Annotated in this window: 22 protein-coding genes and 1 tRNA gene; 10 read left to right on the top strand and 13 right to left on the bottom strand. The window is 68.9% G+C overall.

The genetic code is table 11. The annotated features are described in order from the left end of the window. A complete protein-coding gene (locus AC1D2O_RS08075; protein WP_478091063.1) occupies positions 1–705 on the bottom strand; it encodes a Crp/Fnr family transcriptional regulator in 705 nt (234 codons plus the stop codon). 143 nt (positions 706–848) lie between these two features. On the opposite strand from AC1D2O_RS08075, the gene AC1D2O_RS08070 reads away from it, so the two are divergent. Next, entirely contained in the window at positions 849–1,304 is a 456-nt protein-coding gene (locus AC1D2O_RS08070; protein WP_478091062.1) for a hypothetical protein, read from the top strand. Positions 1,305–1,347: 43 nt separating this feature from the next. On the opposite strand, the gene AC1D2O_RS08065 is transcribed toward AC1D2O_RS08070, so the two are convergent. The 3 genes from AC1D2O_RS08065 to AC1D2O_RS08055 all read right to left on the bottom strand — a co-directional run bounded on the left by AC1D2O_RS08065 (position 1,348) and on the right by AC1D2O_RS08055 (position 4,656). Then, positions 1,348–2,859, bottom strand: a complete 1,512-nt coding sequence (locus AC1D2O_RS08065; protein WP_478091060.1) for a tripartite tricarboxylate transporter permease — start codon at positions 2,857–2,859, stop codon at positions 1,348–1,350. Positions 2,860–2,951: 92 nt separating this feature from the next. Further along, entirely contained in the window at positions 2,952–3,512 is a 561-nt protein-coding gene (locus tag AC1D2O_RS08060) for a tripartite tricarboxylate transporter TctB family protein (protein WP_478091059.1), read from the bottom strand. Between the two features lie 184 nt (positions 3,513–3,696). Beyond that, positions 3,697–4,656: a Bug family tripartite tricarboxylate transporter substrate binding protein gene (locus tag AC1D2O_RS08055; protein WP_478091057.1), complete on the bottom strand. Its 960-nt coding sequence runs from the start codon at positions 4,654–4,656 to the stop codon at positions 3,697–3,699. Between the two features lie 114 nt (positions 4,657–4,770). Here AC1D2O_RS08055 and AC1D2O_RS08050 point away from each other — a divergent pair, with 114 nt between their 5' ends. Genes AC1D2O_RS08050 through AC1D2O_RS08035 form a run of 4 tightly spaced genes read left to right on the top strand, consistent with a single transcriptional unit; the run spans position 4,771 to position 8,116 of the window. Then, positions 4,771–5,451 (top strand): response regulator, encoded by a 681-nt coding sequence (locus AC1D2O_RS08050; RefSeq protein ID WP_478091055.1) that lies wholly within the window; start codon positions 4,771–4,773, stop codon positions 5,449–5,451. Next, positions 5,448–6,863 carry a sensor histidine kinase gene (locus tag AC1D2O_RS08045; RefSeq protein ID WP_478156676.1) on the top strand — a complete coding sequence of 472 codons (1,416 nt, stop codon included), beginning with the start codon at positions 5,448–5,450 and terminating at the stop codon, positions 6,861–6,863. The genes AC1D2O_RS08050 and AC1D2O_RS08045 overlap by 4 nt, the downstream gene beginning before the upstream one ends. A 3-nt stretch (positions 6,864–6,866) precedes the next feature. After that, positions 6,867–7,295 carry an RNA-binding S4 domain-containing protein gene (locus tag AC1D2O_RS08040; RefSeq protein ID WP_442282684.1) on the top strand — a complete coding sequence of 143 codons (429 nt, stop codon included), beginning with the start codon at positions 6,867–6,869 and terminating at the stop codon, positions 7,293–7,295. A 14-nt stretch (positions 7,296–7,309) separates the two neighbouring features. Further along, on the top strand, positions 7,310–8,116 hold the full coding sequence (locus AC1D2O_RS08035) for a PPK2 family polyphosphate kinase (RefSeq protein WP_478156674.1): 807 nt from the start codon (positions 7,310–7,312) through the stop codon (positions 8,114–8,116). 30 nt (positions 8,117–8,146) lie between these two features. Here the strand turns inward: AC1D2O_RS08035 and AC1D2O_RS08030 are convergent, their stop codons facing one another. The 7 genes from AC1D2O_RS08030 to cysS all read right to left on the bottom strand — a co-directional run bounded on the left by AC1D2O_RS08030 (position 8,147) and on the right by cysS (position 14,250). Then, a complete protein-coding gene (locus tag AC1D2O_RS08030; protein ID WP_478089425.1) occupies positions 8,147–8,314 on the bottom strand; it encodes a hypothetical protein in 168 nt (55 codons plus the stop codon). 441 nt (positions 8,315–8,755) lie between these two features. Continuing rightward, positions 8,756–8,848: transfer RNA gene (locus AC1D2O_RS08025), tRNA-Ser, on the bottom strand. 22 nt (positions 8,849–8,870) lie between these two features. Further along, entirely contained in the window at positions 8,871–10,139 is a 1,269-nt protein-coding gene (locus AC1D2O_RS08020) for an aspartate kinase (RefSeq protein WP_478089426.1), read from the bottom strand. 85 nt (positions 10,140–10,224) lie between these two features. Next, complete coding sequence (gene tilS / locus AC1D2O_RS08015) at positions 10,225–11,175, bottom strand: tRNA lysidine(34) synthetase TilS (protein ID WP_478089427.1); 951 nt, start codon at positions 11,173–11,175, stop codon at positions 10,225–10,227. Positions 11,176–11,212: 37 nt separating this feature from the next. Then, complete coding sequence (locus tag AC1D2O_RS08010; protein WP_478089428.1) at positions 11,213–12,193, bottom strand: acetyl-CoA carboxylase carboxyltransferase subunit alpha; 981 nt, start codon at positions 12,191–12,193, stop codon at positions 11,213–11,215. Positions 12,194–12,205: 12 nt separating this feature from the next. Then, entirely contained in the window at positions 12,206–12,856 is a 651-nt protein-coding gene (locus AC1D2O_RS08005; protein WP_478156704.1) for a DNA-3-methyladenine glycosylase family protein, read from the bottom strand. A gap of 17 nt (positions 12,857–12,873) precedes the next feature. Beyond that, complete coding sequence (gene cysS / locus AC1D2O_RS08000) at positions 12,874–14,250, bottom strand: cysteine--tRNA ligase (protein ID WP_478089429.1); 1,377 nt, start codon at positions 14,248–14,250, stop codon at positions 12,874–12,876. Between the two features lie 194 nt (positions 14,251–14,444). Between cysS and AC1D2O_RS07995 the strand changes: the two genes are divergently transcribed. From AC1D2O_RS07995 to AC1D2O_RS07975, 5 genes are all read left to right on the top strand, one after another. Further along, on the top strand, positions 14,445–15,038 hold the full coding sequence (locus AC1D2O_RS07995) for a tetratricopeptide repeat protein (protein WP_478156672.1): 594 nt from the start codon (positions 14,445–14,447) through the stop codon (positions 15,036–15,038). 100 nt (positions 15,039–15,138) lie between these two features. After that, on the top strand, positions 15,139–15,678 hold the full coding sequence (locus tag AC1D2O_RS07990) for a peptidylprolyl isomerase (RefSeq protein WP_478089437.1): 540 nt from the start codon (positions 15,139–15,141) through the stop codon (positions 15,676–15,678). A 14-nt stretch (positions 15,679–15,692) separates the two neighbouring features. Further along, entirely contained in the window at positions 15,693–16,202 is a 510-nt protein-coding gene (locus AC1D2O_RS07985) for a peptidylprolyl isomerase (protein ID WP_478089431.1), read from the top strand. 55 nt (positions 16,203–16,257) lie between these two features. After that, positions 16,258–17,037, top strand: coding sequence for a UDP-2,3-diacylglucosamine diphosphatase (locus tag AC1D2O_RS07980; protein ID WP_478089432.1), 780 nt, complete (start codon positions 16,258–16,260; stop codon positions 17,035–17,037). Beyond that, positions 17,037–17,831, top strand: a complete 795-nt coding sequence (locus tag AC1D2O_RS07975) for a M90 family metallopeptidase (RefSeq protein ID WP_478089433.1) — start codon at positions 17,037–17,039, stop codon at positions 17,829–17,831. Before AC1D2O_RS07980 ends, AC1D2O_RS07975 begins: the two co-directional genes overlap by 1 nt. A gap of 36 nt (positions 17,832–17,867) precedes the next feature. On the opposite strand, the gene AC1D2O_RS07970 is transcribed toward AC1D2O_RS07975, so the two are convergent. Further along, a complete protein-coding gene (locus tag AC1D2O_RS07970) occupies positions 17,868–20,672 on the bottom strand; it encodes a DUF349 domain-containing protein (protein ID WP_478156670.1) in 2,805 nt (934 codons plus the stop codon). Between the two features lie 90 nt (positions 20,673–20,762). Continuing rightward, positions 20,763–24,593 (bottom strand): DUF748 domain-containing protein, encoded by a 3,831-nt coding sequence (locus tag AC1D2O_RS07965; protein WP_478156668.1) that lies wholly within the window; start codon positions 24,591–24,593, stop codon positions 20,763–20,765. Positions 24,594–24,813: the final 220 nt, after the last annotated feature.

Genomic DNA, 24,813 nt, shown 5'->3' with positions numbered 1-24,813 from the left:
TCAGGCGAAGCCCCGCACCTCCGCGACCAGCGCGGCCAGCCGAGCCACATCCGGCACCACCAGCGCCTTGCCGTCCTTGGCGAGCAGCCCTTCGCGGCGCAGCGCGTTGAGCTCCCGCGTCACCTGTTCGCGGTTGGTGCCGATCCGGCTGGCCAGGTCGGCATGGGTCGGCGCCGGCTCCAGCCGCCCCCTGTTGTCGATGACGCCAGCCAGCCGCGCCAGTCGCAGCAGTTCGGCGTGCACGCGGTTCTGCACCCCGAGCGTGCTCAGGTCGATGACCCGCTCCGACAACTGCCGCACCAGCGCCGCCAGGCCGCGCATCACGCGCTCGGCGACCACCGGCTCGTCGCGCAGCAGGCCCAGGAATGCACCCCGGTCCAGGTGGGCGACCACGGTGGGCGTGAGCGTGACGACGTCGGCCGATCGCGGCTGGCCGTCGATGGCGGCGATGTCGCCGAAATGCTCGCCCTCCTGCGGGTCACGAAAAGTGACCTGCCGGCCGTTGGCCGAGTACGAGGTCACGCGCAGTGCGCCGGAGACGAGGAAGTAGACATCGCTGTTGCGCTCCGAGCGCAGCAGCACCGGCGTCCCGGCCGGCAGGCTCTTCCAGTGGCAGTGCTGCGCGAGCCGGTCCAGCCGCTCGGCCGACAGTCCTTCCAGCAGCGCGATCTGCTGCAAGCCGAGACTGGATCGTTGGAGCGTCATGGCAGACCTCCCCGGAGTGTCGGATCGATTGCGAAAAGCCGTGCGCAAACGCACAGCGTGACAGGCTCCGGATCGCCACAGTTGCGTCCTGTGATGACCGCGATGTCCGTGGCCGCACATCCAAGCCTTCAGGAGATTTCATCATGAATGCCAAGCAACTTCTCGGTGTCTGCGCATTCGCACTGGCCAGCGCCACGGCCTTTGCCCAGACCGTCCCCGCCGAGCAGTGGGTCGGCACGCCGATCGCCACCGCGGGCAGCGCCTCCAGCCGCTCGGCCGTGACGGCCGACTACGCGGCCAGCCGGTCGATGGCCAGCGCGCCGTCGGAGTTGCGCGTCGGCCCCGCCGACACGGCGCCGGGCGCGATGAGCCGGGCCGAAGTCAGCGCCGACCTGAGCCTCTGGATCAAGTCCGGCATGAGCCAGGTCGCCAACCAGGAGAGTTACGACCCGTCGAGCGGGGCGTACCGCGCGCAACTGGCGGCTTACCAGCGCATGCGCAACGGCCCGGAATTCGTGGCCGAGGTGCAGCGCCGCAAGGGCGCCAGCACACCGATGGCCACCACCGCGAAGTACGGCTCGGGAGCCGAAGAGAACTGAGCCTGCGCGCTCGTTTTGGCGTCTCGTCTCGCGTCCGCCGCCGTCAATGAGCGGCGGCGACGCGCCGTTCGGCGATGCGCTTGGCAACGCGCGGGAGGATCATCACGGCCAGCACGATGATCACCAGAACGATCGACATCGGGCGCTGGAAGAACACCGCCGCACTGCCCTCGCCGATCGACATCGCGTTGCGCAGCTGCGCTTCGGCCAGCGGGCCGAGGATCATGCCGACCACCACCGGGGCGGTCGGAAAATCGAAGCGCCGCATGATGACGCCCAGCACGCCGATGGCGTAGAGCAGCACCAGGTCGAAGGCGCTCTGGCGCATGCCGTAGGCACCCACCGTCGCGAAGATCAGGATGCCCGCATAGAGCTGGGGCTTCGGGATCTTGAGCAGCTTGACCCACAGGCCCACCATCGGCAGGTTCAGCACGAGCAGCATCACGTTGCCGATGTAGAGCGACGCGATCAGTGCCCACACCAGCGCGGCCGAGGTCGTGAACAGTTGCGGTCCGGGCTGGATGCCGTAGTTCTGGAAGGCCCCCAACAGGATCGCCGTGGTGTTCGAGGTCGGGATGCCCAGCGTGAGCAGCGGAATCAGCGCGGCGGTCACGGTCGCGTTGTTGGCGGCCTCGGGGCCGGCCACGCCCTCGATCGCACCCGTGGTGCCGAACTCGGCCTTGGCGTCCGCGTCCTTGGCCAGCTTCTTCTCGGTGGCGTAGCTCAGGAAGGTCGGAATCTCGGTGCCGCCGGCCGGGATGCAGCCGAACGGCGTGCCGATGGCGGTGCCGCGCAGCCAGGCCGGGATCGAGCGTTTCCAATCGCGCGCCGTCATGTGGACGCGGCTCAGCTTGTTCTGGGCCTCGACCACCTTGCCCTCGTAGAGCACCGCATACAGCACCTCGGCCACCGCGAAGAGGCCCACCGCGACCAGCACGATCTCGATGCCGTCGAGCAGCTCGGGGATGCCGCCGGTGTAGCGGCCCTGCCCCGAGATCTGGTCGAGACCGATGCAGCCGGCCGCCAGGCCGATGAACAGCGCCGTCATGCCGCGCAGGGTGCTCTTGCCGAGCACCGCGCTGACCGTGGTGAAGGCCAGCAGCATGAGCAGGAAGTACTCGGGCGGGCCCAGCTTGACCGCGAAATCGGCGACGAAGGGCGCGAACAGCGTGACGATCACGGTGGCGATGGTGCCGGCCACGAAGGAGCCGATCGCAGCCGTCGCGAGCGCCGCGCCCGCGCGCCCGCTCTTGGCCATCTTGTTGCCCTCCATCGCGGTCACCATGCTGGCGGTCTCGCCGGGCGTGTTGAGCAGGATGGAGGTGGTCGAGCCGCCGTACATGGCGCCGTAGTAGATGCCCGAGAAGAAGATCATCGAGGCCGTGACGTCGACCTTGCCGGTGATCGGCAGCAGCATCGCGACCGCCACCGCCGGGCCGATGCCGGGCAGCACGCCGACCGCCGTGCCCAGGGCGCAGCCCACCAGGCACCAGAGAAGGTTCGCGGGCGTGATCGCCAGCGCGAAACCGTGCATCAATGCGTTGAAGATTTCCATGTCAGGCCTCCCGCCGGGCCGCCCCAAGGGAGGCCTGCGCCCCCTCGGGGGGCAGCGAATACACGAAGTGATGAGCGTGGGGGTTTGTCATGTCAGAGCCACCCGGTGCTGGTGAGACCCGGCAGATTGATCGCCAGGAACTGCGTGAACATCCAGAACACCGGCGCCGCGATCAGCAAGCCGGTCACGAGGTCGATGAGCCAGGTGCGCGGCGCATTGACGCCGCCCTGCCCGCTGGCGCGGCGCAGGCCCTGCACCGCAAGCACGTAGCACAGCGTGCAGCTCAGGATGAAGCCGATCGAGGTAATCAAGGCGGCGTTCAACAGGAGGCCCGCCGACACCCACGCGAAACCTGCCCAGTACGAGCGGACCGCGCCCGAGGGCGCGTCCATGTCGCGAAAGCCGCCGGTGCGCGCCTCCCAGATGATCCAGCCGCCGCACACCGTCAATGCGATCGAGACCAGCCAGGGCAGGAAATTGGGCCCGACGCCGCCGTAGCCGGCCTCGGAGGAAATGCCGATGGCGCCGAAGGCGAGGGCCAGGCCGGTGACGAGCACACCGACGCCGACCAGCGTCTGCGGCCAGATCGCCGGCGGTTCGGACGGGGACGCGTGCAATACGTGCGCGCTCAAAAGGGGGTCAATGTTGGACATTGTTCTGGACCTCGCGTGTCAATGAAAAAAGGAGCACGCCGCCCCGTACTTCGAGCAAGCGCGCTTGATCAGGCCTGCGCCGGGCCGCCAGCGCGGCGAAGTCCGCGCTTCGCGTGGACCGGCGGCCTGCGACTTCCCCCTCGGGGGGCAGCGAGTACACGAAGTGACGGAGCGTGGGGGCTCGTCAGACCATGCCGGACTTGACCATGGTGGCGCGCAGGCTCGCGAACTCGTCGTCGACGAACTTGGCGAAGGCCTCGCCGGACAGCACCGCAGGCGTCCAGTCGTTCTTCTTCAGGGCTTCGCCCCAGGCCGGCGTCTTGAGCGCCGCCAGCACCATGTCGGTCAGTGCCTTGCGCTGCTCGGGCGTGATCCCGGGCGCGCCATAGACGCCGCGCCAGTTGCCGATCTCGACGTCGATGCCCTGCTCCTTGAGCGTCGGCACGTTGATGCCCGGCAGGCGCTGCGCCGAGGTGACCGCGATCGCGCGCATCTTGCCGGCGTTGATGTATTCGGCGAACTCGCTGAAGCCGCTGCCGCCGACCGTGACGTTGCCGCCCAGGATCGCCGCCGTGGCCTCGCCGCCGCCCCGGAACGCGACGTAGTTGATCTTGGACGGATCGACGCCGACCTTCGACGCGATCATCGCGGCCGCGATGTGCTCGGTGGAGCCGCGCGAGCCGCCGCCCCACTTGACGCTGCCCGGGTCCTTCTTGAGTTGCTCGATCACGTCCTTCATGGTCTTGAGCGGCGAACTCGCGGGCAGCACGAAGACGTTGTACTCGCTCGTGATGCGGGCGATCGGCGTGGCCTGCGACAGGCTCACCGGCGGCTTGCCGGTGATGATGCCGCCGAGCATCACGGCGCCCATGATCATCATCGCGTTCGGGTCACCCTTGGAGCCGTTGACGAACTGGGCCAGGCCCAGCGCGCCGGCCGCGCCGCCCTTGTTGTCGTAGGTCACCGTGTCCGCCAGCTTGCCGTCGGTCAGCGCCTTGCCCAGCGCCCGCCCGGTGGTGTCCCAGCCGCCGCCCGGATTGGCGGGGATCATCATCTTGACGTTGGCGGCGGCCCAGGCCGACAACGGCAGGGCTCCGGTGGCGGCCAGGGCGGCCAGTGACTTCAGGAAGGTATCGCGACGCATGCATGTCTCCTTGGATGTATGGGCAAGCTGAGAGGAAGCTGACGCCGCTATGATGCGCCGCCCCGCTGTCAGTTGGCTGTCCGCAGCACTGGGGTAAACACCGAAAATCGCGGAATGAAGCTGCTGCTAATCGAAGACGATCCGTCGATGCAAACCACCCTGCAGCGCACGCTCGGACGCCGCCAGATCGACGTGCGCATCTGCGGCGACGGCGCCCGCGCGCTGGCGCAATGGCAGGAACTCGAGCCCGACGTGGTCGCGCTCGACCTGAGCCTGCCCGGGCTCGACGGCCTGCAGGTGCTGGCCCAGGCCCGCGCGGCCGGCCTGCGCACGCCGGTGCTGCTGCTGACCGCCCGCGGCACCGTGGGCGACCGCATCGTCGGCCTGAACGCCGGGGCCGACGACTACCTGCCCAAGCCCTTCGACCTCGACGAGCTCGAAGCCCGCATCCGGGCCCTGAACCGCCGCCACCAGGGCGCCGGCGCCGACTCGCCGGCGCGCCTGCCGGAAGTCGGCGGCCTGCGCTACGAACCCGACAGCGGCGCGATCTACCATCGCGCCGAGGTGCTCGAACTCACGCCGCGAGAGCTGGCGCTGCTCAAGGCGCTGATGGTCAAGCCGGGCCACGCGGTCAGCAAGGAGCGCCTGTTCGAGCTGGTGTTTCCGGGCGAGGCGGACGTGCAGTACGAAGCGGTCGAAGTCGTGGTGTATCGCCTGCGCAAGAAGCTGGCCGCCACCGGCGCCACCCTGATGACGCTGCGCGGGCTGGGCTACCTGCTGCGCGAAGAGACATGATGCGGGCGGCCTCGCTGCGCGCCAGGCTGCTGCTGGGCATCCTGGCGCCGATCGCGCTGTTCATCGTGATCAACAGCGTGAGCCTCTATCGCCAGAGCCTGGCGGCCGCGACCACCGCCTACGACCGCACCCTGCTGGCCTCCGCCAAGACCATCGGTGAGCAGCTCGACGTCGAAGGCTACGACCAGGCCGCCTCGCTGCGGGCCATCGTGCCCTACTCCGCGCTCGAGGCCTTCGAAGCCGACAACCAGAGCCGCATGTACTACCGCGTCTCCGGGCTCGACGGCCAGATGGTCTCGGGCTTCGCGGAACTGCCGTTCTGGCGCGGCAAGCTGCCCGACCGGCCGCCCTACGCGGCGCTGGTCGATTTCTACGACGCCGAGTTTCGCAGCATGCCGGTGCGCGTGGCGGTGCTGCTGCAGCCGGTCGCCAGCGCCCGCGGGCGCGGCATGGCCGTGGTGCAGGTGGCCGAGACGCTGGAGCTGCGCGAGACCCTGGCGCGCAAGCTGCTGCTCGACACGCTGTGGCGGCAGTTGGTGCTGCTGGGCGTGATTGCGGCGGTCACCGTCGTCGTGGTGCAGCGCGCCACCCGTCCGGTGCGGGCGCTCGGCGAGACGATCCAGGCCCGCGCCGCCGACGACCTCTCGCCGATCGAGGCGCCCGACGCGCCGCGCGAACTGCGGCCGCTGATCGATGCCACCACCCAGGTCATGGGCCGCCTGCAGCGCCTGCTGGACCATCAGAAACGCTTCGTGCGCGACAGCGCCCACCAACTGCGCACGCCGCTCGCGGTGCTCAAGGCGCAGGTGCAGTCGGCACGCCGCGGCGACGTGCCGCCCGACCAGGCGCTGGGCGAAATCAGCGAGACCGTGGAACGCGCCACCGCGCTCGCCAACCAGATGCTCTCTCTCGCCAAGGTCGAGCAGTTGCGCCAGCAGCCGGAGTCGGTCACCCTGGACCTCGGCGAGGCGGTGCGCGAGATCGCACTCGACCTGTCGCCGCTGGTCGCGGACAAGGCGCTCGATTTCGAGCTCTGCACGGATCCGGCGCCGGTGCCGGTGCGCGCCCACCGCTGGATGCTGCAGGAGCTCGCACGCAACCTGCTGCACAACGCGATCAAGCACAGCCCGCGCGGCGCCGCGCTGACGGTGAGGGTGCATGCCGAAGGCGACACGGCGCTGCTGGTGGTGAGCGACCACGGCCGGGGCATCTCCGACGAGTTGCGGCAACGCCTGTTCGCGCCCTTCGCAGCCGGCGACGTCGCCAGCGGCTCCGGCCTCGGGCTGGCGATCTGCCGCGAGATCGTGCTGGCGCTGGGCGGCAGCATCGCGCTGGAGAACCGGACAGCCGACGGACGGACCATCGGGCTCGACGCTGTCGTGCGATTCCCGCAGGCGCGCGACAATCGCTGACACATGGACCGTCTTCGCATCGACAAATGGCTCTGGGCCGCGCGCTTCTTCAAGACGCGCTCGCTCGCCGCCGAGGAAATCGGCAAGAACCGCGTGCAGGTCAACGGCGACGTCGCCAAGGCCTCGCGCGAAGTCAAGGTGGGCGACACGGTGACGATGCGGCTCGGCAGCCTGTCGCGCGTGGTGCGGGTGCGCGGCATCAGCGGCCAGCGCGGCCCGGCCCCGGTCGCGCAGCAGCTCTACGAAGAGACGCCCGAGAGCCTGGCGGCGCAGGCCGCCGCGCGCGAACAGCGCCGGCTCGGCAGCGAACCGGCGCTCGCCATCGAGCAGGGCCGGCCCACCAAGCGCGACCGGCGCGAGCTCGACGGCGCCCGCCGCGCCGACTGGGACAACCGCTGGAGCGCCTCGCTCGAGCCCGACGACAACGAGTGAAGGAACCCCCACCGATGGCCAGCTTCAAGAAGTACCGCGTCGACAGCAAGTTCAGCCTGGCGGGCGTCGACCCCGCCGAGACGCCCTTTCTCGAGGGCAACGACGATGCGCAGCGCGCCGAGCTCGATGCCCTGGCCATCGAACTCGACACGCTGCAGAACCTGCTGCACGCCGAAGGGCGGCGCAAGCTGCTGCTGGTGCTGCAGGGCCTGGACACCAGCGGCAAGGACGGCACGATCCGCTGGGTGTTCTCGCGCACCTCGCCGCTGGGCGTCAAGGTAACCGCTTTCAAGGCCCCGACCGAGGAGGAGCGCGCGCACGACTTCCTGTGGCGCTGCCATGCCGCGGCGCCGCGCACCGGCGACATCACCGTGTGGAACCGCAGCCACTACGAGGACGTGCTGGTGCCGGTGGTCGAGGGCACGATCGGCAAGGACGAGACGCGGCAGCGCTTCGCGCTGATCAACGACTTCGAACGGCTGCTGACCCAGACCGGCACCGTGATCGTGAAGTGCATGCTGCACATCAGCAAGGACGAGCAGCGCGAGCGCCTGCAGGCCCGCATCGACGAACCCGGCAAGCAGTGGAAGTTCGCGCTGGCCGATCTCGAGGTCCGCAAGAAATGGGATGCCTACCAGCAGGCCTACGACAAGGCGCTGGTCGCCACCTCGACCGACGAGGCGCCCTGGCACGTGATTCCGGCCGACAGCAAGCGGCACCGCAACCTGATGGTCGCGCAATTGCTGGTCAAGACACTCAAGGGCATGAAGTTCAGCGTGCCCGAGGCCGACCCGGCGTTGAAGGGGCTGATCGTCGAATAGCGAGGGTCGTCTCCGAACCCCGACCCTGGCTCAGAACCTCGGCACGATGCCGTACGCGATGATGGCCAGGAAGCCCACGATGCCGACCATCATGAGCGCCGGACCCCACTTGCGTTCGCGCCAGGCGAAGCCGACGGTCATGATGGAGGCAAAGGTCACAGCGACGACGGAGGCAAGTTCGAGGGTGAATTCGGGCATGCAGGGATGTTACCCGGCGACCTGGACCACCCTACGCAACGCGCCGCAACGCAGCCATGACCTCCGCTGCCGGCGGTAGCTCGCTGGTGTGCCAGACCAACCGGGCCTCGCGATCGAACACATAGACCTGGCCGGTATGGCGGTCACCGGCGGCCGCGCCCCCTTGAACAGCGAGAGCATCGGGTCCAGCGCCTCGGGGACGGGTGCCTCCTTTTTCATCGTCATCCGACGTGCGCGCAGCTTAGTCCTCGCGCGATCGAGAAGCAATGAGAAAGTACTCAGGAGAAATGGCCGGAGGCCACGCTGTGCCCCGAAACCGAGCGTGAACCGATTTCACCCGCCGCCCCGCCGCGCTGGTTCGACGATGGATGCGGTCCCCAATGGAAAAAGCCCCGCAGCACGAATGCAGCGGGGCTTTTTGGGATCGTCCAAGACGATGTCTGGCGGAACCGGAGGGATTCGAACCCTCGATGAGGCTCTACACCCCATACTCCCTTAGCAGGGGAGCACCTTCGGCCACTCGGTCACAGTTCCTGAGCCGTCGATTATGCCACGTTCAAGCCGTCGGCAGGTCCAGATCGAAGGCTTTGTGCAACGCGCGGACCGCGAGTTCCATGTATTTTTCGTCGATCACGACCGAAGTCTTGATCTCGCTGGTCGAGATCATCTGGATGTTGATGCCCTCTTCGCTGAGCACGCGGAACATCTTGCTCGCCACGCCGACGTGGCTGCGCATGCCGATGCCGACGATGCTGACCTTGCAGATCTTGGTGTCGCCGACGATGTCGGCCGCGCCCAGCGTGGGCAGCACCTTGTCCCTGAGCAGGTCGATCGCCTTGGCGTAGTCGTTGCGATGCACCGTGAAGCTGAAGTCGGTGCGACCGTCCTTGCTCAGGTTCTGGATGATCACGTCGACCTCGATGTTGGCGTCCGCGACGGCGCCGAGGATGTGGTACGCGATGCCCGGCTTGTCGGGCACGCCGAGCACCGAGATCTTGGCTTCGTCGCGGTTGAAGGCAATGCCGGATACGACGGCTTTTTCCATGTTTTCGTCTTCCTCGAAAGTGATCAGCGTGCCGGACTTGGCTTCTTCCTCGATGTCGATGTCCCAGGGCGTGAAGCTCGACAGCACGCGCAGCGGCACCTTGTACTTGCCGGCGAATTCGACCGAGCGGATCTGCAGCACCTTGGAGCCCAGGCTCGCCATCTCGAGCATTTCCTCGAAGCTCACGGTCTTGAGCCGGCGCGCGTCGGGCTCCACGCGCGGGTCGGTGGTGTAGACGCCGTCGACGTCGGTGAAGGTCAGGCACTCGTGGGCCTTCAGCGCCGCCGCGATCGCCACCGCCGAGGTGTCGCTGCCGCCGCGCCCGAGGGTGGTGATGTTGCCGCCCTCGTCCACGCCCTGGAAACCGGTGATGACGACGACGCGGCCGGCGTCGAGGTCGGCGCGCACGCGATCGTCGTCGATGCTCTCGATGCGCGCCTTGGTGTAGGCGCTGTCGGTCTTGACCTGGACCTGCCAGCCCGCATAGCTCACGGCCTCGAGGCCCTCGGCCTGCAGCGCGATCGCCAACAGGGCCGATGAAGCCTGCTCGCCGGTGGCGGCAAGCATGTCGAGTTCGCGGGCGTAGGTGGTGCCGGCATTGCCGGGCGCCAGTTCCTTGGCCAGGCCGAGCAGGCGGTTGGTCTCGCCGCTCATGGCACTCGGGACCACGACCATCTGGTGGCCGGCGCGCGCCCACTTGGCGACGCGTTTGGCGACATTGCGGATGCGCTCGGTCGAGCCCATCGACGTGCCGCCGTATTTATGAACGATCAATGCCATGGGTGAAGTCAAAGAGAAGGGTTCGGACGCCGCAATGCCGGAATCCGTGCGCCCGCCGAGCCGAACTCAGCGCCAAGGCTGCGGGCTACGACAAGGGCGAAGCATTGTACCAACGCAGCACGCCGCCTTCCCGCTCGACCCGCCCGGCCGCGATCTTGAGGCGGATCCGGTGCCCCCGCGTGCTGCAGGCGGCGATCTGCGCCTGCAGCTGCAAGAGCTGCGCTTCACTGGGCACCGCGCCATGGTCGCGCCGCAGCCAGTGGCGCAGCGCATTGGCCAGACGCTCCTGCGGCAGCGCCCGCAACACGGCCAGCGCCGGCGGCGAACCGGCCTCGGCCAGATCCTGCTCGGCCAGCCCCGCGAGCAGGACGGAGGCCCTGGCGGCATTGCGTGCCGAGCGCGCAAAGGTGTCGCGGTACTGCGGCAGCGCCGCCTGCAGGGCCGGCAGCAGCAACTGGCGGATCCGGTTGCGCGTGAAGCGCAGATCGCTGTTGCTGGGGTCTTCGATGTGGCTCACGCCGGCGGCGGCGAGCCATTCGCGCAGCGCATCGGCCCGGAGTTCCAACAGCGGCCGGTGAAAGCTCACGCCGTGCCGCTCCATGCGGCGCGGCATGCCGGCCAGCCCGTCGAGCCCGGCGCCGCGGCCGAGCGCGATCAGCATCGTCTCGACCTGGTCATCGGCGTGCTGGGCCAGCGCCACGTGCCGCAGCCCCTGCGCCAGCGCCAGCGCCGCCAGCGTGGCGTAGCGAGCGCGGCGCGCGGCATCCTCCGGGCTCTCGCCGCTCGCGTGGCGGGCATCGACGCGGGCCGCGTGCAAGGGCACGCCCAGGGCCGCGCAAGTGGTCGCGCAATGGCTCTCGAAGCGATCGGCCGCCTGCTGCAGCCCGTGATGCACGTGCAGCGCATGCACCTGCCCCGGCCAGCGCGCGGCGGCGGCATGCAGCAAGGCGGTGGAATCGGCGCCGCCGCTGTAGGCGACCGCCAAAGGCAGCGGCGCCGGCCAGGCCGCGAGTGCGTGGACGGCGGGGTTTTCCATGGCGACGGGCGAAACGGCGGCCAGCGGCCGCGGCGCCCTACTTGCCGCTGTCGGCCTTGGTGTCGGCGAAACGGCCGTAGCTCTGCAGCCGCTCGTAGCGGCGGTTCAGCAGGTCCTTGGTCGACAGGTCGCTGACCTGGCGGAACGAGTCGTTGAGCGCGCGCTTGAGGAAGGCCGCCATCTGGCGGTGGTCGCGATGCGCGCCGCCGACCGGTTCGTTGACGATCTTGTCGACCAGGCCCAGCGCCTTGAGGCGGTGCGCCGTGATGCCCAGGGCATCCGCGGCTTCCTGGGCGCGATCGCTGGTCTTCCAGAGGATCGAGGCGCAGCCTTCGGGGCTGATCACCGAATAGATCGAGTACTGCAGCATCACCAGCTGGTCGCCGACCGAGATCGCCAGCGCGCCGCCGGAGCCGCCCTCGCCGATGATGGTGACGATGATCGGCACCTCGAGCTGCGCCATCTCGAAGATGTTGCGGCCGATGGCCTCCGACTGGCCGCGCTCCTCGGCGTCGATGCCCGGATAGGCGCCCGGTGTGTCGACGAAGGTGAAGACCGGCAGCTTGAACTTCTCGGCCGTCTTCATGAGCCTGAGCGCCTTGCGGTAGCCCTCGGGCTTGCTCATGCCGAAGTTGCGCGCGGTGCGCTCCTTGGTGTCGCGGCCCTTCTGGTGGCCCAGCACCATGCAGGGCGTGCCGTTGAAGCGCGCCAGGCCGCCGACGATCGACAGGTCGTCCGAGAAGTGGCGGTCGCCATGCAGCTCGACGAAGTCGGTGAAGATCTCGTTCACGTAGTCGAGCGTGTAGGGGCGCTCGGGATGGCGGGCGATCTTGGTGATCTGCCAGGGCGTCAGGTCGCTGTAGATGTCCTTGGTGAGCTGCAGGCTTTTCTTGCCCAGCTGATCGATTTCTTCAGAGATGTCGACCGCGGATTCGGTCTGTACATAACGCAGTTCTTCGATCTTGCTTTCGAGCTCGGCCACGGGCTGCTCGAAGTCGAGAAAGGTTCGTTTCGCCAACGTCTTCTCCTGTTATTCAGTAACGACCGGTTGCGGGTCGAGCGATCGCCAAATATACCAAGTCGCCACGCTGCAATACGGCGCCCAGGCGACCGCCACCTCGCGGGCGTCGCTGCGGCTGACCGGATCGCCCGAAAAATAGTTCTGGCTGATGCCGGTGATCAGGCCCGGATCGTCCAGCGGCAGCACGTTGGGCCGCATCAGGTGGAAGATCAGGAACATCTCGGCGGTCCATCGAGAGATCCCGCGGATCGCGATCAGTTCCGCGATGATCATCTCGTCGGACATGTTTTCCCAGGCGTCGACGTGCACCGCGCCCGAGTCGAAATGGATCGCCAGGTCGACCAGGTATTCGACCTTGCGCACCGAGAGGCCGGCGCCGCGCATGTCGTCGACCTTGAGCTTCAGCACGCTGGCCGGCGTCAGCTTGCGCGGCAGCTCCACGAAGCGGCGCCAGACCGTCTGCGCCGCCGGCACCGAAATCTGCTGGCCGACGATACTGCGTGCGAGGGTCGTGAATGGGTCGCCGCGCGACTCCAGGCGGACGTCGCCGAAGCGCGGGATCAGCCGCTTCATGACGCGGTCCTTCCGGGCCAGGTGCTTGCAGGCGTCCTCCCAGTAATCGGGCGTGAAGACCTGGACGATCGGCTCTTTGGCGGCCATGGTGCGGGTGGCGGCGCTCACTGCGCCGAGGTCCAGGTGGTGCCGCTCGCCGAGTCCTTCAGCACGATGCCCTGGGCCAGCAGCTCGCCGCGGATGCGGTCGGCCTCGGCGAAGTTCTTCGCTGCCTTGGCATCGGCGCGCTGCTGGATCAGGGCCTGGATGGTGGCCTCGTCGAGCGTGCTGCCGGCCTGCAGGAAGGCCTGCGGATCGGCTTGCAGCAGGTTCAGGCAACCGGCCAGCGCCTTCAGCAGGCCGGCCGTCTCGCGCGACTGCGTGCGATTGACCTCACCCGCCAGATCGAACAGCACGGCCACGGCTTCGGGGGTGCCGAAGTCTTCGTCCATCGCCGCCTTGAAGCGCGCCGCATAGGGGTTGCCCCAGTCGATCGCCACCGGGGCCGGCGGCACCAGGGCGAGCGCGTTGTACAGCCGCCGCAGCGAATTGCGCGCGTCGCCCAGATGCACGTCGCTGTAGTTGAGCGGGCTGCGGTAGTGCGCCCGGACGACGAAGAAGCGCACGGTTTCGGCGTCGAATTTCTTCAGCACGTCGCGGATCAGGAAGAAATTGCCCAGGCTCTTGGACATCTTCTCGTCGTCGATGTTGATGAAGCCGTTGTGCATCCAGGTGCGGGCCAGCGGCTTGCCATTCGCGCCTTCGCTCTGCGCGATCTCGTTCTCGTGGTGCGGAAACTGCAGGTCGGCGCCGCCGCCATGGATGTCGAGGGTCTCGCCGAGCAGTTGGCAGGCCATGGCCGAGCACTCGATGTGCCAGCCGGGACGGCCGGCGCCGAAGTCGCTGGCCCACTTGACCTCGTCGGGCTCGGCCGGCTTGGCGCTCTTCCAGAGCACCGGATCGAGCGGGTCGTCCTTGCCGTCGAGCACGGCCACGCGCTCGCCGGCATGCAGCTCGTCGAGCGTCTTGCCGCTGAGCTTGCCGTAACCGGGGAACTTGCGCACGGCGAAGTTCACGTCGCCGTTGGACGAGCGGTAGGCCAGGCCCTTTTGCTCGAGCGTGGAGATCATCGACAGCATCTGCGGAATGAACTCCGTGGCGCGCGGCTCGTGTGTAGGCCGTTCGATGCCGAGTGCGTCGGCGTCTTCGTGCAAGGCGTCGATCATGCGATCGGTGAGTGCCCGGATGCTCTCGCCGTTCTCGACCGCGCGGCGGATGATCTTGTCGTCGATGTCGGTGATGTTGCGCACGTAGTCCACTACCAGGCCCGAGGTCTTGAGCCAGCGCTGCACCACGTCGAAGGCGATCATCGAACGCGCATGGCCCAGGTGGCAGTAGTCGTAGACCGTCATGCCGCACACGTACATGCGCACCCTGCCGGGTTGCAGAGGGGAAAATTTCTCCAGTTCACGCGAGAGCGTGTTGTAGATGCGAAGACTCATGAGGCTCGGAAACGTCGATTCGCGCACGTGCTGGAACGGGCGAACGATGGGGGTTTTTCAGGGGTGACGGGGGGTGTGGCGACGAACGGCTGGAGATGGCCCCTCGGCTACAATCACGCCCAGTATAAACGGCCACCGCCGGATGTTTTCCGCGTGTTTACGAGGCCCGCGTCCCCTCCTACTCTCGAGGCTTCATGCAGCACGCCGCTTTCTACCCCTCCTCTTTCATGCCCCGCACCTTCCGGATCCTCGCCGCACTCCTGCTCGCGCTGCTGGTCRGCGCCGCCCACGCGGACGACTACGCCGACGTCAACACCCTGCTGCGCCAGGGCAAGGCCGACCAGGCGCTGGCCAAGGCGGACGCCTACATCGCCGGCAAGCCGCGCGACCCGCAGATGCGCTTCCTGCGCGGCGTGATCCTGACCGAGCAGGGCAAGCAGGCCGACGCGGTCGCGGCCTTCACGGCGCTGACGCAGGATTTCCCGGAACTGCCCGAGCCCTACAACAATCTGGCCGCGCTCTATGCAGCCCAGAGCCAGTTCGACAAGGCGCGGGCCGCGCTCGAGATGGCGATCAAGCTCAACCCCGACTACGCGACCGCGCACGAGAACCTCGGCGACGTCTACGCACGGCTGGCGGCCCAGTCCTATGACCGCGCGCTGAAGCTGGAGGCCGGCAACGCCACGGTGCCGCCCAAGCTCGCGCTGGTGCGCCAGATGTTCGGCGTGCCAGTCTCCGCGGCCCTGCCGCCGGCGATCCCGGCCGCCCGCAAGCCGGTGCGCAACTGACTTCCCCTTTCCAGACCGCGCCGAGGCGCATCCATCCGAAAGCGATCCAACCGTGATTCTTCAAGCCCTTTCGCGCCGCCGGGCGCTGGCCCTGGCCGCAATGCTCGCTGTCGCCGGAAGCGCCGCCACCAGCTGGGCGCAAGGCGCCCCGCGCGTCAAGCTCGCCACTTCGGCCGGCGACATCGTGATCGAACTGGCGCCCGACAAGGCGCCCAAGACGGTCGAGAACTTCCTCCAGTACGTCAAGGACAAGCAGTACGACGGCACGGTGTTCCACCGCGTCATCGACGGCTTCATGATCCAGGGCGGCGGCTTCACACCCGACCTGAAGCAGAAGCCGACCCGCGCGCCGATCCCGCTCGAGGCCAAGAACGGTCTGAAGAACGACAAGTACACGATCGCCATGGCGCGCACGTCGGACCCGAACTCCGCCACCGCGCAGTTCTTCATCAACGTGAAGGACAACACCATGCTCGACGCACCGAACCCCGATGGCCACGGCTACGCGGTGTTCGGCAAGGTGGTCTCGGGCGCCGACGTGGTCGACAAGATCCGCGCCGCACGCACGGGCATCAAGGCCGGCATGCCGGACGTGCCGGTCGAAACCATCACCATCCAATCCGCCACCCTGGCGAAGTAAACAAAGGAACTCCCATGAGCAACCCGCAAGTCGAACTGCACATCAAGGACAAGGGCGTCATCACGCTCGAACTCGATCAGGACAAGGCCCCCAAGACGGTCGAGAACTTCCTCGCCTACGTCACCAAGGGTCACTACGACAACACGGTGTTCCACCGTGTGATCCCGGGCTTCATGGTCCAGGGCGGCGGCTTCGAGCCCGGCATGACCCAGAAGCCGTGCGGCGCCGAGATCCAGAACGAGGCCAACAACGGCCTCAAGAACGACAACTACACGGTCGCCATGGCGCGCACCAACGCGCCCCACTCGGCCACCGCGCAGTTCTTCATCAACGTGGCCGACAACGGCTTCCTGAACCACACGGCCCCTTCGGCTCAGGGCTGGGGCTATGCGGTGTTCGGCAAGGTCGTCGGCGGCAAGGAAGTGGTGGATGCGATCAAGGCCGCCAAGACCGGCCGCAAGGGTTTCCACGACGACGTGCCGCTCGAGGACGTCGTGATCGAGAAGGCCGTCGTCAAGGCCTGAGCCGCTGGGCCGCTCCCGACGCGAAGACCGCAGTGCGAAGCACGGAGGTTGCGGAATGACCCTGGCAGCCCGCATGGCGCCTTTCGCCGAGATCGTCGCGCCCTCGGCCTGGCGCACGGTCGACCTCATCTCCGACCTGCACCTGCAGGCGGCGGAGCCCGCCACCGTCGACGCCTGGCAGGGCTACCTCGACACCACGCCGGCCGACGCCGTGTTCATTCTCGGCGACCTGTTCGAGGTCTGGGTCGGGGACGACGCCGCCGCCCTGCCCGGTTTCGAAGCGCAATGCGCCGAGGTGCTGCGGGCGGCATCCGCGCGGCGGCCGGTCTTTTTCATGCACGGCAATCGCGACTTCCTGATCGGTGCCGACTTCGCGGCGCGCTGCGGCATGACGCTGGTCGCCGATCCGACGGTGCTGGTGCTGCACGGCGAACGCTGGCTGCTGAGCCATGGCGACGCGCTGTGCCTCGAGGACACCGAGTACCTGCGTTTCCGGGACCAGGTGCGTACGCCCGAGTGGCAGCAGGCGCTTCTGGCCCGCCCGCTCGAGGAGCGCCGCACGCTCGCGCGTTCGGTGCGGGCCCAGAGCGAAGACCGCAAGCGCAGCGCCGACATGGTGTGGGCCGATGTCGATGCCGATGCCGCACGCGCCTGGCTGCGGCAGGCCGGCGCCAGCACCCTGGTGCATGGCCACACCCACAGGCCGGCGATCCACGACCTCGGACAAGGCTTGCGCCGCATCGTGCTGAGCGACTGGGACGCGGCGGCGCATCCGCCGCGCGCCCAGTTGCTGTGCCTGTCGAGCGCCGGCGCCCAGCGCGTCGATCTGCGCTGATGTTCGGCTGGCTGCGCCGGCTGCGCGCCCCCGCCCGCCTGCCCGACGCCGCCTGGCAAGCCACGCTGGCACGCTACCCGTTCCTGGCCGAACGGCCGGCGGCCGACCTGGAGCGGTTGCGCGGACTGGCCGCGGCCTTTCTTCGGGACAAGCAGTTCCATGGCGCGCACGGCTTCGCCATCACCGACGAGGTGGCGCTGGCGGTCGCCGCCCAGGCCGTGCTGCCGGTGCTGCACCTGAAGAGCGGGCTGCGCTGGTACGACGATTTCGTCGGCATCGTGATCCATCCCTCGGAGGTGGTGGCGCACCGCACGGTGACCGACGCCACCGGGGTGGTGCACCAGTACGACGAGATCGTCGCCGGCGAGGCCATGGACCGCGGGCCGGTGATGCTGAGCTGGCAGGACGTGTTGGCCAGCAGCGTCACGCGGGCCGATGGCTACAACGTCGTGATCCACGAGTTCGCCCACAAGATCGACATGCGAAGCGGCGCGGCCGATGGCTGTCCGCCACTGCCGCCGGGCTTCCTGGGCACGCGCAGCGCGCGAGAGGCACGCAGCGCCTGGTTCACGGTGCTGCAGCCGGCCTATGAGGCCCTGCGCGAGAAAGCCATCCTGGCCGAGCGTTTCGGCGGCGAGGAGCCCTGGCTGGACCCCTACGGGGCCCAGTCGCCGGCCGAGTTCTTCGCCGTGGCGTGCGAGGCCTACTTCGTGAACCGCGCGGCGCTGCAGGCCGAGTTCGGCGCGCTGGTGCAGATGTTCGACGCGTTCTTCACCGCGCCTCAGAGCCGCTGAGCAGCGGTCGCCCCGCCCGGGGCAACCGCGCCGCCGTCACTTGCGCAGCAGCGCCTTGAGTGCGTTCTGAAGCCGGCGTGCCGAGACCGCATCGTGGCTGGCGGCCAGCACCTTGCCGGCGTCCTGGCCCCAGGTCTGTTCGGGTGTCGGGTCGCCGCGCCGGGTCAGGAGCTTGAGCTGCAAGGCGCGACGGGCGTCCAGCTGCTCGGCCGGCGTCGGCACTTCCGCCGCCATTTCGAGCCGCAACAGCGCCTCGGCCGCGTCGGCCGACGGGGCCGAGGGCGCGGTGCCCAGGGCCTGCGACCAGCCGCTGCGCACCGCCGGCGTCACCGCGCGGCCCAGTTCCTGGACGCTGGGCAGCTGCGCGGCGTCGCGCTTTTCCCAGGCGCCGAGCACCTGCGTGAGCGCTTCGCCATGGGCTTGCGAAGCCAGCTTGCGCAGCGCGAAATCGGCGCGCTCGAGCGCTTCGCGCTGGGCCCGGAAAGCAGCATCGCCCAAGCGGGGGCCGCGATCCTCGAAGCGCGGCGGGCGGTCGCCGAAGCGTCCGCCGCCGGCCGGCGCACCCCGGTCACCGGGACGGCCACCCGGGCCGCCAGGCCCGCGGCCATCGCGTCGGTCGCCGAACTTGCCGCCGCGCCCGGCGGGCACGGCATCGGCCTTCTTGTTGCCGGGCCGGTCGTCGCCGCGCACGGCGATCACCGGCTTCGGGGCCGGCTTCGGCGCGGGCGCCGGGCTGGCCGGCACCGCTTCGGCGTCGGAGCGGGCGGAAGGATCGGCCCCATCGGCCGGCGCGACGAGGTCGGGCGCGGGCGAAGCTGCGTCCGCGGACGCGGCGACAGGCAGCGCCTCGGCGTCCTCGGGTGCGGGCGCCTGCTCGGCGCTCTCGCCGAACTCGGCCGCAGCCTGGCCCGGGGCCACCACTTCGGTCGCTCCCATGGCGGGTCCATCGGCGGCCGCTGCCGGCGCTGTTGCCTTGGGCGCCGGCGGTGGCGCTTCTCCGCGCAGCGCGGCTTCCAGCTGGGCCACCGCGGCGCGGATCTTCTGCGCATCACCCGTGCTGTTGGCGGCCTCGAGCGCCTTGGAGGCATTCAGCACGTGACGATCGTGATCGCTCATCGCGGCCGAGACTTTTTCGCGCTCGGCGGTCTTGCGATTGAAGGCCTCGTCGATCGGGGCCCGGAAGGCATCCCAGAGCTTTTGCTCGTGGCGGCGATCCAGCGGCACCGATTGCGCCTCCTGCTGCCAGCGCTGCTGCAGCGCCTTGACCGCATCGATGCGCAGCATCGGCGCCGCGCCGAGTTCGGCCGCCTCGGCGATCATGGCCTGGCGGCGCTCGACGCTGGCTTTTTGCGCCGTTTCGAAAGGCGCGCGGGCGGCGCCGAAGGCCTCGTTCCACTGCGCCTGCAGCTCGGCAAAGACCTTTTCTCCCACGTGGCCTGCATCGCGCCAGCGATCGGCGAACTGATGCAGCGCGCGGTTGTGCGCCTTCAGATCCGACGCCTGGGCATGCTCCGCCGCCCAGGCCTTGACTTCCTCGATCAACGCGGTGCGCAGCGCGCGGTGCTCTGCGGCATCGGCGCGGACCTTCTCGAGCCAGGCCTCGACGACCTTGTGGGCTTCGTTGCAGGCTTCATCGAAACGCTTCCAGAGCGCATGGTTGGGTACGCCGCCCTGGTCGGATTGCTTCCATTGCTCGCGCAGGGCGCGCAGGGTCTCCTGCATCTTGCGTCCCCCGAGCGCCTGGCCTTCGGGCCGCTTCAGCAGGCCCTCGGCCTTGGCGACCAGGTCTTCGCGCACCTTGTCGGCGCTCCAGCGCTGCCAGCCCTCGAGCTCGCCCGCCGCCACCAGGGCCGCATGGACCCGGGCCTCGAGCGGCGCCTCGACCAGCTTGCCGTGTTCCTTGAGCACCGCGCGCAGCGCGGCCGCCGCGCCGGCGCTGGCCTTGCCATGCCCCTCGGCGGTTTCCTGCTCGAGCTTGGCGAGCGCGGCTTGCACCGCATCCTGCGCCGCTGCACGCTTCTCCGGATCGACCTTGGGAGCCGCCGGCCTGGCCGCTGCGGCGGGCGCGGCTTCGGCCGTGCCGCCACGGGCCACGCGCAGTTCGTCGGCCCACACGGGCACCGGCGGCAGCGCCGCGGCGGCGTCCGCCGCGGCGGCCACGGCCAGCGCCAGTGCACCGTTGAAGGCTTCGGAAACCACCAGCAGCTGCGCCTTGGAGGAGTCGAGTTGCGGCGCGAAACGGGCGTCCAGACTGCTCCAGTTGGGGTCCGCCGTGATCTCGGCCGCCTGCTGCTGCCAGTGGGCGACGTCGGCGCGCAGCGCCTCCTCGACCCCCTGGGCATCGCGCCAGCTCTTGGTCGAGAGCACTTCGAAGCGCTGCGCCAGCAGCACCGCCGCCTCGCGATGCACCTGCGCGCGATGCTGCAGGTCCTCGATCCCCTTCACGCGCTCGGCCAGCCGGGCCTTGAAGCCTGCAAGCGGCTCGCGCGAGAGCGGCGCACCGGCCTTGGCGGCATCACGCTGCCAGGCCAGCGCATCGGCGATGTTGAGCTTCGGCTGGGCCAGCAGGGCCTCGGCCTTGTGCGCCCATTCGACGGCGATCGCCTCCTGCCCCTTGGCGCGCTTGAGCTCGTCGAGCTTCTCGCGCAGCAGCCGGGCGGCGCCCTTGTCGCGCCCGCTCAGTTCCTTGAAGACGTCCTGCATCTGCTCGGGCGACGGGTTGGCCGCGAGCCAGTCCCGGATGCGCTGGGCGCGCTCGCCCGAGGTGGGCGCGGTGAAGGCGCCTCCGGTCAAGGTATCGAGGGACTGGAGGTCGTGAGGCTTGGAGGAAGTTGAAGTCACTGAGCGAATGTCGTTATCTTTAGGGGAAAAGCGAGGCGCCGGCATTTGCCGGCGCAGGGCTCCATTTTCACCGACTTGCGGCGATCCGGGTCAACGGGTCGCCAGTTTCAGTTCGGCACCGGGTTTCCAGTCGGCGCCTTCGGCCTTGGTGCGCACCGCGCCGAGGAACAGGCGCTCACTGGGCAGCTTCTGCGCCAGCAGGTAGTCGCGCGCCGCGGCGCCGCGCTCCACGGCCAGTTGCCGCATCGACTCCTCGTCGACCGCGATGCTGGCCAGCAGCAGATTTTCCATCTCCTGGGTCGGCAGGTCCTTGGCCAGGCCGACCATGTTGCGCGGCTTGGTGACCTCCGAGCGCTTGTAGACCGCGGCCAGCAACTCCGGATACTCGGCGTCGGTGACCGGACCGACCTCGGCCGCATCCTTGCCGGCACGCACCGCGATGCGGCGCTTCTCGACCTGCGTCAACGCGCGCAGGCGCTGGCGCTGGTAGGCGTCGCGCTCCTTCTCGAGGCTCGAGGTGCCGATCACCGTCATCTGCAGGGCCGGACGGTCGTTCAGCGCCTTGGCCACCTTGTCGAGGTTTTCCTTTGCCTCCTGGGACAGCTCCGAACTGCCCGGCGCGAAGGCGATCGTGCTGGCGTCGCCGCCGCCGCCGCCGAACCCACCGGTCAGCAAGGCGAAGGGCGCGGTGGCGGCCTTGGCGATCAGGTTGACGATCGCCTTCAGGATCAGCGGGCCGACGCTGAACTCGGGGTCGTTGATCGACCCCCGCAGCGGCAGGTCGATGTCGATCACGCCGTTGCGGTCGGCCAGCAGCGCCACGGCCAGCCGCACCGGCAGGCTGGCCGGCGCGCCTTCGACCGGTTCGCCGAACTGCAGCTGGTTCAGCACCAGCTTGTTGGCCGCGGTCAGCGTGCCGTCGGGCGCGATCTTGTAGTTGACGTCCATGCTGAGCTTGCCGCGCTCGATGCCGTGCCCCGCGAATCGGATCGTGTAGGGCGACAGCGGCGGCAGGTCGAGCTCCTTCATCCGGGCCGTGATGTCGAGTTCGAGCGGCTTGACCAGCGGGTTGAGCTTGCCGGTGATCTCGAGCGAAGCGGTCTGCTGGGCCTTGCCGCGCAGTTCGAGGTCGGCCAGGACCGGCTTGTCGCCCTGGGGCCTGGACGAAAAGGCGCTCAGCTTGCCGGTCAACTCGGTCAGGTCGGCCGAGTAGTTGGGCTTGATGAACAGGTCGGAGAAGTCGATCCGGCCGTTGACGAGGCTCATGGGGCCGAAGGTGATGACCGGTGCCGGGCCGCTGTCGGCCTCGGCCGGCGCCGCGGCCGCCACCGGCGCCGGGGCCGGGGCTGCGGCACCGCCGCCGACCATCAGCTCCGCCGGCGGCGCCGCCGCTGGCGGCACCCGAGCGGAGGAGCGCGCCGAGCGTGGGCGGCTGGTGGTCGTGGTGGTGCCCGACAGGGTGCGCTTGGTTTCGACTTCGGCAGCTGCCGCTTCCGCCTCCACCGGCTGACCGGGCTTCTTGACCAGGTACAGCAGATTGAGCTTGCCGGTCGGATCGATGATGACGCGGGCGAAGAAGTCGCTCAGCGAGGTCTCGCGCACATCGACCGTGAGCGGCGTGCCCGGGACCATGTTCACCTCCAGGCCGCGCAGGCCCAGGGTCTTCCAGCTCAGCAGCTGCCGGTTGGTCGAGAGGCCCGGCGCCTGCGTCAGCACCACGCTGTTGGCACGGAAATCGTCGATGGCCGTGTCACCGGCCAGGCGCACGCTCATGCCCGCGGGCAGGGTCGCGACCTTGACCGTGCCCCGATAGCTCGCGAAGGCGCGGCGGATGTCTATATTGAGTGCATCCGCGTAGTAGGCCTTGAAGGCATGGGCCGGCATCGAAGCCAGCACCAGCCGGCCTTCGGCCGCGATCGGCTTGAGCACCAGGTTGCCGTCGTACTCGAAGCGGCCAGGCTCCGCGCGACCGGCGGCGATGCGCCCGGACAGCTTGAGCGGCGACACCGTGGCGGTGTTCGGCGTGACCTTCTGGGCGTTGAGCTTGAGCGCGCTGATCTCGAAGGCCACCGGCGTGGAGCCGGCATTGTCGGCATAGGACAGCGTGCCGTTGTCGACCGCCAGCGTGCCGATGGCCAGCGCCCACGGCGTCGTGTTGGCGCCCGGCGGCACCGCTCCCCCACCCGCCTTCGGACTCCTGGGCGCTGCGACCTTCGCATTCTCGGCCACGCCCTGGCTGTTGCCCGCAGGCGCCTTCAGCCAGCGCTCGAACATCCAGCGCTTCTGGTCGTCGCGCTCGATGCGCACCTTCGGGTTCGAAGCGGTGAACGAGGCGATCGCCAGCGTGTGCTTCGTCATGTCGACTTCGGCATCGGCCAGTTCGAAGCGGCCGACGCTCGCCAGCGCGGTCTTCTCCTGGGTCAGCGCCAGTCCCTCGGCCACCACGCTGCGGGCCTTGAACCTGAGATCGGGGCCGCTCCACTCGACGTCGATCTTGCCGCTCAGCTTGCCGTCCAGCGTGGGTTCGAGGCTCTGGGCCAGGTAGGGCGCGGCCAGCGACAGCGGCAGCGCATCCACCTCGGTGCTGACCTTGGCCTGCCGGTCTGTGGCCTCGCCGTTGAACTTGAGCGCAGCGCCGCCGATCGAGCTCGAGCCGCTGAAGGTGGCCGGTTTCTCCATCGGCCAGGCCACGGCGTGGACCTCGACCGCCAGTTGCTTCACGTCGATGGCGGCGGCGGGCTGGGTGGTCTGGTCGCGCCAGCCGATCCGGCCATCGCTCAGCGCCACCTTGTCGACCTGGACCCGCCAGGCCAGCGGCTCGGGCACCTTGGCCGCGCCGTCGTCCGCCGGCGCCGAGACCGGGACCGCCGCCACCTTCTCGCTCGCCCCGGTCGCAGGGTCGGTCGCCAGCAGGTTGAGCCGTCCGGCCGCGTCGCGCGCCACGACGAGGTCCGGCCCGGCCAGTGCCACTTCGCCCAGGTGGACCGCCCGCTCCAGTGGCCGGACGTCGGCCAGCGCGATCTTCAGCGAATCGAAGCCCAGCAGGTCGCGCCCCTTCGAATCGGCCAGCTTGATGCCGTTCGCGGCGATGCTGCCGGTGATCTTGAGTCCTGTGGTGGCGGCTTGCTCGAAATCGATCCTGAGGTCGGCATCGAGCTTGCCCGCCTGCAGCGCCACCGGCAGGCCGCCCGGGATGTAGCCCAGGTAGGGCACCAGATCCAGCCCCTGGAAGTTGATGTGCGCGTCGGTCTTGCGGTTGTCGGCAAAGGGCGTCGACTGCGCCGCCGAATCGAACTTGCTGCCGTTCAGGACGAAAGCCAGCTTCGGTTCGGTCTTGATCTCGCGCTGGGAGGCCAGGTTGCTGAGAAAAGGCACGCTGAGGGCGAAATCGCGCAGCTCATGCCTGCGCTTGACCGTTGCATCGGTGAAATCGACGGCACCGTCGGTGATCGCGATGTTGTAGATGGCGAAGCGCGGCGGCGCTTTCTTGGGAGCATCGGGCGGCTCCGGTGCGGGCGTGAGCCTGGCCAGGATGTCGTCGATGTCGTAGCGGCCATCGGCCAGGTGCGACAGCTGGATCGAGGGCGCCTCGATCCTGATCGCGTCGATCACCGGCGCCAGGCGCAGGATCGACTGCAGTTCGGCATCGGCGTAGATCCGCTTCACCGCCACCTGCGGCTGGCTGCCGTCGGCGGTGGCGATGCGCAGGTCGTGCACCGCGACTTCGAGCGTCCAGGGCTTGAAGTCGATCTTGCCCACCGTGACCTGCCGGCCCAGCTTCTCGCTGGCGATCTTTTGCACCTGTGCCTTGACGATCGGCGGCACCGCGAGCCAGGCAATCAACCAGACGGAAAGCAGGATCAGCAATGCCAGGACCCCGCGCCGCACCCATTTGTTTTGTTTCAGCAAAGCAGCATTCATCGAGGGGAGAGTGTGCCCCAAACGCCAAGCGATGCCCAAATGAGAAAGCCCGGCGACCCGACGCGAAGTCGTGCCACCGGGCTCGATGGCGGGCGCAACGCCCATGCCATCCTTTCGCTCGACCAGAAGTTCAATCGTTCCGGTCATGCTGGCAGCAAGAGATTGCCACCGTTGGGCCTCAGCCGCTGAACCGTCGGATGACTCCTTCGGCTACTGGACC

The sequence above is a fragment of the Variovorax sp. P1_G12 genome (assembly GCF_056405555.1).
Note: the sequence above shows the minus strand (reverse complement) of the source record. Positions and strands in the feature narration are given on the sequence as shown.